A 12,472-nucleotide genomic window follows, 5' to 3' on the forward strand; every position below is an offset into this window, starting at 1 on the left:
TCGTGTTCAGGGTCGGAATCAGCGTCGCGGTCGGCGTCGCGCTCGGAGTCGCGTTCTCGGCCGGACTATCGGAGTCGGACCGAGCGTAGCGACGCGACTCGGCCGTCCCCGCCGCTACCGTCCTGCCGGTTACTGAATCCTTTTCAGCGACTCGCACCAAATACGACCCGACGATGACTGCTCTGGAAGATCTCGACCTCGACTTCGTCCAGTTCGGTGGCACCGGTTTGCAGACGAGCGAACTCCAGTTCGGGACGTGGCGGTTCGGCAAGGAGACCGAGGAAGGCAACGTCGAAATCGGCGAGGACCGCGCCGAGGAACTGCTCGACGCCTACGCCGCGGCGGGCGGGCGGTACATCGACACCGCCGACGTGTACGGGGCCGGGAAGGCCGAGGAGTGGATCGGCGACTGGTTGTCCGAGCGCGACCGCGAGCGGTTCACTATCGCCTCCAAGATCTACTGGCAGATTCGAGACGACGACCCCAACAGCAGGGGCACGAACCGGAAGAACCTCCGACACCGCGTGGACGAGATTCTCGACCGTCTCGGCACCGACTACATCGACGTCCTCTACATCCACCGCTGGGACGACCAGACGCCGACCCGCGAGATGATGAAGACGTTCGACGCCATCGTCAGGTCGGGGAAGGTCAACTACCTCGGGGCGTCCACGCTCCGGCCGAACGCGTGGAAGGTGGCGAAGGCGAACGAAATCGCACGCGCCGAGGGCTGGGAGCCGTTCACGGTACTCCAGCCGCGGTACAACCTCGTGGACCGCGAAATCGAGGGGGACTATCTGGAGATGGCCCGCCGGGAGAACCTCGCGGTCTGTCCGTGGAGTCCGCTCGGGCAGGGCTTCCTCACCGGCAAGTACACCCGCGAAGACGGACTGACCGGCGACTCGCGGGCCGCCGAGTCCAGTCGCTTCCGGGACTCGTACCTGACCGAGGAGAACTTCGACGTCCACGACGAACTCGACGCGGTCGCCGAGGAGGTCGGCGCGTCACCTGCTCAGACCGCGCTCGCGTGGGTGATGCACCGCGACGGCGTGACCGCGCCCATCGTCGGTGCCCGCACGGTCGAGCAACTGGAGGAGAACCTCGCCGCCGCCGAGATAGACCTCTCCGACGAGCAGGTCCGACGACTCACCGAGTCGAAGGGCGGGCCGTACGCCGGTCTCTGACGGACGGAGCGTACTGACCGGAACTGGCGCGCGAGGGCCGCGAGAAGCAGGACGCGGACGACTCGGTTCCGCGGCGGCGAGTCGTCGGTGTCCCGGTGCGTGGCGTTCGTAGAGGAGTAGGTCGCGCGGCGGTCGCAGGAGAGCGAACTCAGCTTTCGGGGTTGCGACTGACGATTCCCTGCACGGTGGTCACTGGCAGTCCTCGGCCGCCTCGACGAACGGAGCGACCGCGTCGGCCCGAGCGAGCGACACCTCGCGGGTCTCGGGGTCGTACGCGACGACGTTCGCGTCGGCCATCTTCGGGAGGTGGACGTGGTGCAACGACTCGGCGACCTCGTCGGGGGTCGCCGGGGGTCCGTCCCGGCCGGTTTCGTCCATACGCTGTGCGACGGCCGCGGCGAGTTCCGACGCGGAGAGCGTAGACTCCCGGTCGGAGAGGACCGAAATCGCGTGCCGACGGCGCGGGTTCCGGACGAGTTCGAAGATGGTATCGAGCGACTGTTCGAGAGGGGCGTGTGAGTGTGTCGTGTTCTGCATGTTTCGTTCACCTGCGGGGTGGCTACGTCGGTCGTCCGCACTTCTCTCCGCGGAGAACGCGAGGCCGCGTCCGTGACCGTACCGGAGTTACCGCCCCGACCTACTTAAGCGAAGTTCGACTCCTCGTGGAACAGCAGGCGCGTTGTTCCTCTGGGAGGAACACCGACGGGTCCCCGCTTCGACGCCCGAAGGCCATACAGTTCTCCCGCCCGTCCTAGCGGTATGGACGACGGCCGGGTGGCGGTCGACGCGCTGGAGCAACTCGGACTGACCGAGTACGAGGCGCGGTGTTTCGTCGCGCTCACCAGAATTCCCCACGGGACGGCGAAGGAGATAGGACAGGTCGCCGACATCCCGCGCTCGCGGGTCTACGAGACGATGGAGCGCCTCCGGGACCGCGGACTGGTCGAGTTCGAGGAGGGCGAACCGCGGGTGTTCCAGAGCGTCTCGCTCGACACTGCGCTCCGGACGCTCCGCAAGGAGTACGACTCGTACTTCGAGACGGTCGAAGAGACCCTCCGTCGCATGGAACCGGTCTACAAGGAGACCCAGCAGGCGGTCTGGGCCATCAGCGACCACGAGCAGGTCACCGAGCGAGTGCTCGACCTCGTGGGAGACGCGACCGACGAACTCGTGTTACTCGTGTTCGAGGAGACCGTGCTGGACGATGCGGTGCTAACCGCGCTCGCCGAGGCCGACCAGCGCGGCGTCACCGTCTACGTCGGCACCGACGTCGAGGCGATTCGGGAGCGCGTCGAGACCGCGGAGTTCGACGCCCAGGTCTTCGCCACGCCGCTCGTGGAGTGGTTCGGTTCCATGACCGAGACGCCGCGAATCGGGCGACTGCTCATGGCCGACCGAGGTCCGGTGCTGGCGAGCGCCATCCACGGCGAGAAGCTTCCGGGAGTGCCCAACGAGACGGCGGCGTGGAGCGACGGTATCGACCACGGCTTCGCGACGTTCGCCGAACGCGTCCTGAGTTACGAACTCGAACGGAACGTCACCGAGTCGGTCGAGGACTGATTCCCGCGGATTGCGACGAATCCCATGGTTCGGTGACACTTACTCGGAGTGACCGACTCGACGCTACTCGCTCGGCGGCGCTCACTCGACGCCCAGCAGTTGGAGGGCCTGCCGGACGTGGTAGTTGACCTCGTCCATCTCCTCCGCCGACAACGCGTCGTTCAGATGCTGGACTGCGCCTCGCTCCTGTTCCGACGAGTGGTCTGTCTCACCCATGTACCGATAGCTTCACTCCGGGAACGTAAGCGACCGAGTACTACGCGAGGAACACTAGCTACGGTTGACACGAACGAAGGCGCTCGCCGATACGGTTCGCGGGCGTCAGTTCCGCGGCCGAATCAGTTCGATTTCGAAGCCGAGGCTCGAACGACAACCGGCATATTTATGCAAACCGTTCGGGGAACTGTATCCATGCTACTTTTACGTCCGGTTAGCGCGACGCGTGCATCGACCGTCTCACCGGGTGAGCCTCGATGAGCGGGGGAGACGACGACTTCGAGGAAGTCGAGAAGGACTTCTCCCCCGAGGGACCCGGCGCCGAACCCGAGGCCGAGGCCTCGATAGATGTCGAGTACGGAATCGAAGACAAGCCGCCGCTGGGGGAGTCGATACTGCTGGGCTTCCAGCACTACCTGACGATGATCGGGGCGAGCGTCGCGATTCCGCTGGCGCTCGCCGGGGAGATGGGGATGCCCGGCGGCGCGACTGCACGGCTCATCGGCACGTTCTTCGTCGTCTCGGGCATCGCCACGCTGGCCCAGACCACCGTCGGGAACCGCTACCCCATCGTGCAGGGCGGCACCTTCTCGATGTTGGCCCCGGCGCTCGCCATCATCGGCGTCCTCGCGTCGAGCGGCGCTGGCTGGCAACTCATGATACGCGAACTCACGGGGGCGGTCATCGTCGCCGGACTCGTCGAGGTACTCGTCGGCTACTTCGGAGTCATGGGCTGGCTCAAGCGCTACATGGGTCCGGTCGTCATCGCGCCGGTCATCGCGCTCATCGGACTGGCGCTGTTCAACGTCCCCCAGATTCAGAACCCGAACTTCGGCGCGCCCGGCACGGGCCAGAACTGGTGGCTGCTCGGCTTGACGATGGTGCTCATCATCGTGTTCTCCCAGTACCTCGACCGCTACCACCGCTCGTTCCGGTTGTTCCCGGTCCTGCTCGGCATCGCGTCGGCGTGGATAATCGCGGCCGTCCTGTCGGTGGTCGGCGTCTTCCCCGAGGGGTCGGTGAGCTACGTGGCGCTCGACTCGGTGACGGAAGCGCCGCTGTTCCAGCCCATCTACCCGTTCCAGTGGGGTCTCCCCCTGTTCACGCCCGGATTCATCGTCGGCATGGTCGCCGGGATGCTGGCGTCGGCCATCGAGAGTTTCGGCGACTACCACTCGGTCGCCCGGATGGCGGGGCGCGGCGCGCCCAACGCCCGGCGCATCAACCACGGCATCGGCATGGAGGGTCTCGGAAACACCTTCGCGGGCGTCATGGGCACCGGGAACGGTTCGACCTCCTACACCGAGAACGTCGGCGCGATAGGCATCACGGGCGTCGCCTCGCGCTACGTCGTCCAAATCGGGGCCGCCGTGATGATAGTCGTGGGCTACTTCGGCCCGGTCGGCCAACTGTTCGCCACGATTCCGGCCCCCATCATCGGCGGTCTCTACGTCGTGATGTTCGGTCAAATCACGGCGGTCGGTCTCTCGCAACTCAAGTACGTGGACCTCGACGCCAACCGGAACGTGTTCATCGTCGGGTTCGCGCTGTTCGCGGGACTGGCGATTCCGGGCTACATGTCCAACGTCGGCGCGGGCATGGACGCCTCCGCGTCGGCGGCGTTCCAGCAGGGTCTCGCCGCGGTCCCGATTCTCGGCCCGGTCCTCGGGACGGACGTAGTCGCCACGACCATCTTCGTCATCGGCGGGACCGGGATGGCAGTCGGCGGCATCGTCGCGTTCTTCCTCGACAACACCATTCCCGGCACCCGCGAGGAGCGGGGCCTGACCGCGTGGGAGGACCTCACCGAGGACGACAGCGACTTCGAGTCGTTCTGGGACAGACGGAAGGAGGACACGGAAGCGACCCAGAGCGCCGACTGACGCGCGATTCGCGGACCCGTCCCTTTTTCGCACCGCGACGCCAACGCCAATCCGTGACAGCCATCTCCGACTCGCTCCCCGAGGGCGAGTCCGTGCGCGAGCGACTGGCCCTCCGAACCGGCGGGTCGGTCGCGCTGACCGACGACCACCTGTTCGTCGTCACCGCCGACTCGTCGGGCGACGACGAAGTGACGAAGATAGCGCTCGACGACGTGGCCGAAGTGACCGTCGAGGACTTCGACCACTTCCTCGCGGTGCTGAGCGTGGTCCTCGTCGGGTGGGGTCTCTACTCCACCCGCCGGAACGCGGCGCTCGGACTCGCGTTCGCGGCGTTCGGCGCGGTCAGCCTCTACTGGACCTACCGGAAGCGCGGGAAGGCCCGCATCAAGGTGCTGAACCGACCGAAGCCCGTTTCGGTGTTCCCCGCGGACACGGCCGCGTTCTACGACGCGCTGGAACCCCTGATGGCCGAGCGTCCGGCCGACTCCGCGGACGAGTCGGAGTCGGACTGAACCCGGACCACCTCGAACCGTGGAGCGACCCCGCGAGAGACGAGGATTTTAGCCGTCGCGCCGCCAACCGACGGGACGTGATACTCGGCGCGCTTCTCGCGGCCGGAACGGGGGCCAGATTCGGCGACGGAACCGAGTCGCGGTCGGACGACCGGAACAAACTCCTCGCGGACCTCGACGGCAAACCGGTCGTCACCCGCGCGGCCCGCACCCTCACCGAGTCGAGTCTCGACGCCGCCGTCGCCGTGGTCGGACACGACCGCGAGGCGGTCGAGCGCGCGCTCCCGGACGGAATCGAGACCGTCGCCAACCCGGACTACGGGCGGGGCCAGAGCGCCTCGGTCCGGCGCGCGGTCGCGGTCGCCCGCGAACGCGGGGCCGACGCCGCGGTGTTCGCGCTCGGAGACATGCCCTGCGTCGAAGTCGCCACTGTCGAAGCGATTCTCCGGGAGTACCGCGATGGTCGCGGCGACGATGTCCACGATTCCCGCGGCGGCACTCCCGGCATCGTCGCGCCGCGCCACGAGGGTCGGCGCGGTAACCCCGTCCTCTTCGACGCCCGGTACTTCGACGAGTTAGACCGCGTCGAGGGCGACGCGGGCGGCCGCGCCCTGCTCGAATCCGACCCCGTGACGTGGGTCGAGGTGGCGGACCCCGGCGTCCACCGCGACGTGGACACCGAGCGAGACCTGCGGGACCTCCGGCGTCGTCAGTCCGAGTCGGCGTCGCGGTCCGGCCGCGAGTGAATCGGTCCCTCGGTGTCGGTCAACCGCCCGCCGGTTCGACCGTTCGACGCCGCCAGCGCCTCGGCGACGACCGAGAGCGCGATTTGCGCGGGTTCGCCGCCGCCCAAGTCGAGACCGACGGGGGTCGAGATTCGGTCCAACTCGTCGTCCGAGAGTTCGACGCCGTCGTCGGCCAGCGCCTCGCGCATCTGGTCGAACCGCTTGCGCGGCCCCATCACCCCGACGTAGGGCACCCCGCAGTCGAGGAGCGCGTCGAGCGCCAGTCGGTCGTCCACGAAGTTGTGGCTCATCAGCACGGCGTAGGTGTCGGCCGGGCGAGAGACCGCGTCCGCGACGTCCGGCGGTCGCGCGGCGACGACATCGTGGGCCGCCGGAAACCGCTCGGCGTCGGCCCGCGCGCCGCGCGAGGTGGCGACCGTCACCCGGAATCCGGCGTCGCGGGCGAAGCGGGCGACCGGCCGCACGTCGCCGCCGTGACCGAAGACCAGCAGTTCCGGGACCGGTTCGAGACCGTCCACGAACACCGCCGCGGTCCCGCGGTCGGTCTCGACCGTCACCGTGTCGGAGCGCCCCGCCGCGGCGAACGCGGCGGCCCGGTCGCGGACCGCCGCGAGCAGGTCGTCCGGGAGCGGCGGGCGGGGGTCGGCGGACGCCACCGAACCGTCTTCGCCGACGAGCGCTCGCGCGCCGACCGGGACGGTCCCGTCGCCGCCGGAGACCGGGTGGTCGCCGCCGACGACCGTGAGCAGGGCCGCGTGCGTCCTGTCGGACTGCGAGTCCGGCAACCGTCGAGAGGCGTCAGTTCGCCCACCGCCGGTCCGGACTCGGTCCAGCGCGGGCCGAAAGCTCCCGTCGGCGGGTTCGACCAGCACGTCGATGACCCCGTTGCACCCCAGACCGAAACTCCACGTGTCGTCCTCGCCGGTGAGGTCGAACGTCTCGCGGACCGCCCCGTCCGCGAGCGCGCGCTCCGCGAGGTCTGCGACCGGTTCTTCGAGGCACCCGGCGGTGATAGCCCCGACCGCTCGCTCGTCGGCGAGGACGCGCTTCGCGCCGGGGCGGCGGTAGGCCGACCCATCGACCGAGACGACGGTCGCCACGGCGGCGCGGGGGTCGGTTCCGTCGCCCGCCCCGATAGCGTCCCGGAGGGCGGCGCGGACCGACAGGGTACTCGCGTCCCACGCGTCCGTCTCGTCCATGAACCGTGGTAGCAAGTCTGAATATTTAGGTGTTGGCGTCGAGCGTCGGGCGGGAACGAGCGCGGCGGTCGGACGAGCGCGGCTCGAAATCCCGTGACGAGGCCCGAGACCCCCTCGCTCGGAAGTAAAAATATATCCGTCGCTCCGTCGCTACTTCCGGCATGGACTTATCAGGGAAGTCGGTCCTCGTCACCGGGGGTGCCGGACTCATCGGCACGCACCTCACCGAGTCGCTCGCCGAGGACAACGACGTACTGGTCGCTGACAACTGCTCGAAGGGCAACCGCGAGTGGGTGCCCGAGTCGGCGGAATTCGCGGACTGCGACCTCACCGACGCCGACGACGTGGCCGAAGTCGTCACTGCGGACCTCGACGTGGTGTTCCACCTCGGGGCGCTCTCGGACGTGAACCGGGGCGACCACCGCCGGGTGTTCGAGGAGAACAACGCCATGCTCTACAACATCCTCGAGCGCATGGACGAGGTCGGTCTCTCGAAGATAGCCTTCGCCTCCTCCTCGGCGGTGTACGGCGAAGCGCCTCGGCCCACCCCCGAGGACTTCGCGCCCCTCGAACCCGTCAGCACCTACGGCGCGAGCAAACTGGCTGGCGAGGGCCTGCTCTCGACGTACGCCCACTCCCACGACTTCACGACGTGGCTGTTCCGGTTCTCGAACGTCGTCGGTCCCCACCAGCGCAACAACGTCATCTCGGACTTCATCGAGAAACTGCTAGACGACCCCGACCACCTCACGATTCTCGGCAACGGTCGTCAGGAGAAGTCCTACCTCCACGTGGAGGACTGCGTGAGCGGGATGGAACACGTCGTGGAGAACACCGACGACCCGACGAACCTCTACAACCTCGGCACGCGGACGACCATCTCGGTCACGCGCATCGCGGAACTGGTCAGCGACGTGGTGGGCTGTGACCCCGAGTTCGAGTACACCGGCGGGGACCGCGGGTGGACCGGCGACGTGCCGAAGATGCGCCTCTCCATCGAGAAGGCCAGCGCCATCGGGTGGTCGCCCGAACGCGAGAGCGCGCAGGCGGTCCGGACCGCGGCCGAGCAGTTGCACGAGGAACTGCGCTGAACCGCCAGCGAGTCAGTTTTCGTTCGCAGTCGTCGTGAACTGGTCGCGCGAGACGTGGACGCTCGTCCAGTACACCTCGCCGTCCCGTCGGACGAGGTACGACCCGTCGATGCGCCCAGACCCGCCAGCGTCCTCCTCGTCCTCCCACGCGTAGCGGACCTCCTCGTGCGGGCGGAATCGCTTGGCCAGTTTCCACATCGCGTCCGGCGGCGTCTCGTCCGGCGGAACCCGGTAGCCGTCCTCGGTCTCGACGGCCTGTCGGACGATGTCGCGCTCCGCGCTCGTCAGCCCAGAGAGCGCGAAGGCGTATCGCTCTCGAACCTCCGCGCCGTACCGCTCGGCGGAGGAATCGACCACCTCGGCCGCGTAGCGGTACGTCTTCAGTTCGGTCGAGCGCGAGTCGTCCACCTCGAACCGCCCCTTCGTCTCCGAGTCCCAGACGACGACCGGACGCTCGGGGTCGGGGACGAGCGCGGAGTCGGGAATCTCTCGGTCGAGGTACAACAGCGACGACCCGAACCCGAGGAAACTCCCGTCGTCCCACCCGTTTTCGGCGAACTTCTCGCGGTCCACGGCTGGCAGGTCCGCGTAGCGAACCGTCTCGCTCTCGGCGACAGACCCCTCGACCGGGTCGAGCGTGAAGTGGAACGTGGTCGCGGGCACGGATTCGACCACCTCGTGGGAGAGCCGATACACCGACCCCTCGTAGACGAACGACTTGTTCGCGGCGAGCGGGGGGTCCACGTCCTCGACGGTGGCCGACCCGTTCTCGACGGCGTCGGCGACGAGTCGGCGTCGGTCCGAGGCCCCGTCTTCGAGTTCGTGGGTGACCTTCTCGGCGATTTCGGCGTCGGTGATGGATTCCATCTGGAGGGAGGCGGCGGGCATCCGGGCGCACCCCGTACAGCCGCCGAACGCGGCGACGGTGAGGGTCGCGCCGGTAGCGAGGAACTCGCGGCGGTCCATGCCCCGGGATTTCCGTCGGTGCCTGATAAACTATCGGGTCGGCGGGTGGAATTTTCGTCGGGGCGGACGGTCCCCCGAGACACCTTCGAGAAGCGACAGACCAAAGTCGCGGGGCGGAGTCACGTCGTCCCATGGCAGCAACCAACGAGGAACTCGTCGCCCAACTCGAAGCTCTCGGCGTCGAGTACGTCTTCGGCTACCCCGGCGGCCGCGTCATCGAACTGCTGGACGAACTCCCGGAGTCCGACGTGGACGTGGTCCGCCCGCGCGACGAGCGCGAGGGGAGCGTCATGGCCGAGATGTACGGTCGCCTGACCCAGACCCCGGGCGTCCTCACCGGGCAGGGACCGTGGATAGGGAGCCTCGGCACCATCGGCCAGATGGAGGCCCGCCTCTCCTCGTCGCCGATGGTCGTGCTGACCGAGGCCAGCGAGCGCGGCGACTACTCGACGCTCGCGCCCTACCAGCAGTCCAGAGGCGACTACGGCGGCCTCGACCTCCCGAAGATTCTGGACGGCGTGACGAAGGAACACTGGTTCCCGCGCTCGCCGACCGAGACCCTCCGGAGCGTCCAGTTGGCGTTCAAGCACGCGACCGCGGGACGGCCCGGTCCCACGGCGGTCATCCTCGACGGCGACGCCGTCACCGAGGAGGTGCCCGAAGACCCGATTCCGCCGGTCTGGAACGCCGACGAGCAGGTCCGCAACTGGGACGCCGCGCCGACGGACGAGGACGTGGAGCAGGCCGCCGAGGCCCTCACCGAGGCCGAGCGACCCGTGATAATCGCGGGCAACGGCGTCCACGCCGCGCAGGCCTACGACGAGTTGCAGGCCGTGGCGGACGCGTACGACGCGGTGGTCGTGACCTCCTACCTCGGGAAGTCCACGATTCCGGAGACCCACGACCTCGCGGGCGGCGTCATCGGGTCGTTCGGCCACGAGGGCGCGAATCAGGTCGTGAGCGAGGCCGACGCCCTGCTCGTGGCGGGGTGTCGGATGAACCCGATGGACACCAACTGGCAGGCCCCGAGTTTCGTCCGACCCGACGAACAGACGATTATCCACGCGGACGTGGACACCCGGAACGCGGGATGGGTCTACCCCGCCGACGTGGGCCTCATCGGCGACGCGAAAGAGAGCCTGCGGGCGCTCGAAGCGGCAGGTGAGGGAAGCAACGACTGGGCGCGGGACCGCGCGGAGTCGGCCCGCGAGTCGTTTTCGGGTCCGGAGTGCGAGTCCGACGCCTCGCCCATCAAGCCCCAGCGCGCCGTGAAGGAAATCGAGGCCGTCGCGGACGAGGGCACCATCGTCACGGCCGACTCCGGGAACAACCGCTTCTGGCTCCTCAACTACCTCCAGACGCCCGGCGTCCGGACCTACTTCGGGTCGGGCGGCGTCGGCGGGATGGGGTGGGCGACCCCGGCGGCGGTCTCGGCCGCCATCGCGACCGACAGAGACGTAATCGGCGTCGCGGGCGACGGCGGGTTCACGATGACGATGACCAGCGTCGAAATCGCCATCGAGCAGGGGGTCGCCCCCACGTTCGTCGTGCTGAACGACACCAGCCTCGGGATGGTACGCCAGATGCAGGAACAGGACGGCGACATCGCGGGCGTCGAGTTCCACGACACCGACTTCGTGGCCATCGCGGAGGGGTTCGGCGCGGAAGGAATCCGGGCGACGACCCCGGACGAACTCGGCGTGGCGCTCGCCGAGGGGAAGGACAACGACGTGCCGACGGTCATCGACGCGCGCATCGACCGCGAGGAGGACATGGCCGAGCAGTTGCAGTCGTCGTTCTACGCCGAGGTCGGCGGCCTTCACGAGTAGCGGCGGCGAAACGGGAGCCGAGTCGTCCCGGGGCGACGGAAGGTCCCGACCGACTACTCGACCGACAGCAGCAACTGCCGGACCGAGACGCTCGTTCCGACGAACGCGCCCAGCGTCCCGAAAACGAGCGGGAACAGCGGCACGACCACGACCCACTGGAGCGACCCGAAGTTGAACAGCGCGGGGAACGCCAGTTCGCTCCCGGTATCGACCCGGAACTGGAACGCCGAGGCGACGAACGCGGCGGCGTAGCCGACCGTCAGAAACGCGCCGACGCCGACCGGGACCGGAGCGCGCTCCCACGGGCGCCGCGCCGCGACGAACCCCGCGACGAGACACGCTATCGCCGGAGCGAGGTAGAGCGACGGCGCTCGCGCGGCGAACACGTCGGCGGCCGAGACGCCGGTAGAACCGGGGTCGGTCACGGTCATCATCGGGACGCGATGGGCGCTGGCGAGGAACCACCCGACGACCGCCTCGGTCGGTTCTCCGGCGGCGACGTAGTACTCCCAGTACTGCTGCCGTCTCGACGGTTCGAGGTGGCGACCGAGCAGTGTCGGGAGGCGATAGAGCGTCAGCGCGGCCGCGAGACCGTACGCGAGCAGGTAGGCGGCCGCGCCCGCGAGGACGCGCTGGAGGGCAACTCGCATGGCCGCGTCGTCGGAGCGGGACTACTTGAGCGTTACGAGGCGTCGAGTCCACGTCTCGCGCCCGACGACGCCTCCGGGGAGTCGTGACACCGCGGCCGTGCGACGAATCGTGAAAGCCTTGCCTCTGCCGCACCTCGGTCGGACCGATGAACTCCGACGTGGCCTCTCCCGCACAGGAATCGAACTTCCCCGCGCCGGTGTACCTCCTCGCGGCCCACCTCGCGGTGCTCGTCGCGGTGATTCACGTCACGCTCGGACTCTACAACTGGATTCGATGGGCGAGCGCCGGGTTCCTGCTCCCGCGCGACCTCCGGTGGCCGCTGTTCGTCTTCTCGGGCGTCGCGCTCGTCGTCGGACTCCTGCTCGCCGCGCAGGGTCGCTATCGACGCCCGCTCTACCTCGGCGGTATCGTCCTCATGGGCATCTACGTCGTCGGTTACTTCGGGTGGCACGCCGCCGGACACCGACCGCTGTTCTTCCTCGGCGAGGGAGCCGGTCACCACGGCGCGCCGTTGACGACCGTCATACACGACCACCTGCTCGCCGGGCCGGTGAAGTTCCTCGCTATCGTCTCGGAGGTCTCGCTCGCGGTGGTGTTGGCGTATCTGTTCGTTCGGGAAACGAGATGAGACCGAC

At 68.4% G+C, this 12,472-nt stretch carries 13 protein-coding genes; 8 read left to right on the plus strand and 5 right to left on the minus strand.

Annotated elements, in window-relative coordinates:
* Nucleotides 1–173: 173 nt before the first annotated feature.
* Nucleotides 174–1,184, plus strand: a complete 1,011-nt coding sequence (locus NGM06_RS20170; protein ID WP_254270205.1) for an aldo/keto reductase — start codon at nt 174–176, stop codon at nt 1,182–1,184.
* A gap of 189 nt (nt 1,185–1,373) precedes the next feature.
* Here the strand turns inward: NGM06_RS20170 and NGM06_RS20175 are convergent, their stop codons facing one another.
* The gene (locus tag NGM06_RS20175; RefSeq protein ID WP_254270206.1) at nt 1,374–1,721 is read right to left on the minus strand and encodes a DUF7344 domain-containing protein; all 348 of its coding nucleotides are present in this window, start codon (nt 1,719–1,721) and stop codon (nt 1,374–1,376) included.
* A gap of 222 nt (nt 1,722–1,943) precedes the next feature.
* Between NGM06_RS20175 and NGM06_RS20180 the strand changes: the two genes are divergently transcribed.
* The gene (locus NGM06_RS20180) at nt 1,944–2,744 is read left to right on the plus strand and encodes a TrmB family transcriptional regulator (protein WP_254270207.1); all 801 of its coding nucleotides are present in this window, start codon (nt 1,944–1,946) and stop codon (nt 2,742–2,744) included.
* Between the two features lie 81 nt (nt 2,745–2,825).
* Here NGM06_RS20180 and NGM06_RS24220 read toward each other — a convergent pair whose 3' ends face one another.
* Nucleotides 2,826–2,960, minus strand: a complete 135-nt coding sequence (locus tag NGM06_RS24220; RefSeq protein WP_256568008.1) for a hypothetical protein — start codon at nt 2,958–2,960, stop codon at nt 2,826–2,828.
* Between the two features lie 257 nt (nt 2,961–3,217).
* Here NGM06_RS24220 and NGM06_RS20185 point away from each other — a divergent pair, with 257 nt between their 5' ends.
* From NGM06_RS20185 to NGM06_RS20195, 3 genes are all read left to right on the plus strand, one after another.
* Nucleotides 3,218–4,843 (plus strand): uracil-xanthine permease family protein, encoded by a 1,626-nt coding sequence (locus tag NGM06_RS20185; protein WP_254270208.1) that lies wholly within the window; start codon nt 3,218–3,220, stop codon nt 4,841–4,843.
* 53 nt (nt 4,844–4,896) lie between these two features.
* Nucleotides 4,897–5,355: a hypothetical protein gene (locus tag NGM06_RS20190; RefSeq protein ID WP_254270209.1), complete on the plus strand. Its 459-nt coding sequence runs from the start codon at nt 4,897–4,899 to the stop codon at nt 5,353–5,355.
* Nucleotides 5,356–5,432: 77 nt separating this feature from the next.
* Nucleotides 5,433–6,101 (plus strand): nucleotidyltransferase family protein, encoded by a 669-nt coding sequence (locus NGM06_RS20195; protein WP_254270210.1) that lies wholly within the window; start codon nt 5,433–5,435, stop codon nt 6,099–6,101.
* On the opposite strand, the gene NGM06_RS20200 is transcribed toward NGM06_RS20195, so the two are convergent.
* On the minus strand, nt 6,065–7,300 hold the full coding sequence (locus NGM06_RS20200) for an XdhC family protein (RefSeq protein WP_254270211.1): 1,236 nt from the start codon (nt 7,298–7,300) through the stop codon (nt 6,065–6,067). The genes NGM06_RS20195 and NGM06_RS20200 overlap by 37 nt on opposite strands.
* A 161-nt stretch (nt 7,301–7,461) precedes the next feature.
* Between NGM06_RS20200 and NGM06_RS20205 the strand changes: the two genes are divergently transcribed.
* The gene (locus tag NGM06_RS20205) at nt 7,462–8,391 is read left to right on the plus strand and encodes an NAD-dependent epimerase/dehydratase family protein (RefSeq protein WP_254270212.1); all 930 of its coding nucleotides are present in this window, start codon (nt 7,462–7,464) and stop codon (nt 8,389–8,391) included.
* A gap of 12 nt (nt 8,392–8,403) precedes the next feature.
* On the opposite strand, the gene NGM06_RS20210 is transcribed toward NGM06_RS20205, so the two are convergent.
* Entirely contained in the window at nt 8,404–9,357 is a 954-nt protein-coding gene (locus NGM06_RS20210; RefSeq protein ID WP_254270213.1) for a hypothetical protein, read from the minus strand.
* A 131-nt stretch (nt 9,358–9,488) separates the two neighbouring features.
* Between NGM06_RS20210 and NGM06_RS20215 the strand changes: the two genes are divergently transcribed.
* Complete coding sequence (locus NGM06_RS20215) at nt 9,489–11,186, plus strand: thiamine pyrophosphate-binding protein (RefSeq protein ID WP_254270214.1); 1,698 nt, start codon at nt 9,489–9,491, stop codon at nt 11,184–11,186.
* Between the two features lie 53 nt (nt 11,187–11,239).
* On the opposite strand, the gene NGM06_RS20220 is transcribed toward NGM06_RS20215, so the two are convergent.
* Nucleotides 11,240–11,836 (minus strand): DUF7978 family protein, encoded by a 597-nt coding sequence (locus NGM06_RS20220; protein ID WP_254270215.1) that lies wholly within the window; start codon nt 11,834–11,836, stop codon nt 11,240–11,242.
* A 146-nt stretch (nt 11,837–11,982) separates the two neighbouring features.
* Between NGM06_RS20220 and NGM06_RS20225 the strand changes: the two genes are divergently transcribed.
* Nucleotides 11,983–12,465: a hypothetical protein gene (locus NGM06_RS20225; protein ID WP_254270216.1), complete on the plus strand. Its 483-nt coding sequence runs from the start codon at nt 11,983–11,985 to the stop codon at nt 12,463–12,465.
* Nucleotides 12,466–12,472: the final 7 nt, after the last annotated feature.

This window comes from Halorussus aquaticus (assembly GCF_024218795.1).
Classification (GTDB): Archaea; Halobacteriota; Halobacteria; order Halobacteriales; family Haladaptataceae; genus Halorussus; species Halorussus aquaticus.

Excerpts from the sequence above, each read along its gene's own strand:
- NGM06_RS20170 (WP_254270205.1), top strand. The coding sequence starts at position 174 with ATGACTGCTCTGGAAGATCTCGACCTCGACTTCGTCCAGTTCGGTGGC.
- NGM06_RS24220 (WP_256568008.1), bottom strand. The coding sequence starts at position 2,960 with ATGGGTGAGACAGACCACTCGTCGGAACAGGAGCGAGGCGCAGTCCAG.
- NGM06_RS20180 (WP_254270207.1), top strand. The coding sequence starts at position 1,944 with ATGGACGACGGCCGGGTGGCGGTCGACGCGCTGGAGCAACTCGGACTG.
- NGM06_RS20185 (WP_254270208.1), top strand. The coding sequence starts at position 3,218 with ATGAGCGGGGGAGACGACGACTTCGAGGAAGTCGAGAAGGACTTCTCC.
- NGM06_RS20215 (WP_254270214.1), top strand. The coding sequence starts at position 9,489 with ATGGCAGCAACCAACGAGGAACTCGTCGCCCAACTCGAAGCTCTCGGC.
- NGM06_RS20210 (WP_254270213.1), bottom strand. The coding sequence starts at position 9,357 with ATGGACCGCCGCGAGTTCCTCGCTACCGGCGCGACCCTCACCGTCGCC.
- NGM06_RS20225 (WP_254270216.1), top strand. The coding sequence starts at position 11,983 with ATGAACTCCGACGTGGCCTCTCCCGCACAGGAATCGAACTTCCCCGCG.
- NGM06_RS20220 (WP_254270215.1), bottom strand. The coding sequence starts at position 11,836 with ATGCGAGTTGCCCTCCAGCGCGTCCTCGCGGGCGCGGCCGCCTACCTG.
- NGM06_RS20200 (WP_254270211.1), bottom strand. The coding sequence starts at position 7,300 with ATGGACGAGACGGACGCGTGGGACGCGAGTACCCTGTCGGTCCGCGCC.
- NGM06_RS20205 (WP_254270212.1), top strand. The coding sequence starts at position 7,462 with ATGGACTTATCAGGGAAGTCGGTCCTCGTCACCGGGGGTGCCGGACTC.
- NGM06_RS20175 (WP_254270206.1), bottom strand. The coding sequence starts at position 1,721 with ATGCAGAACACGACACACTCACACGCCCCTCTCGAACAGTCGCTCGAT.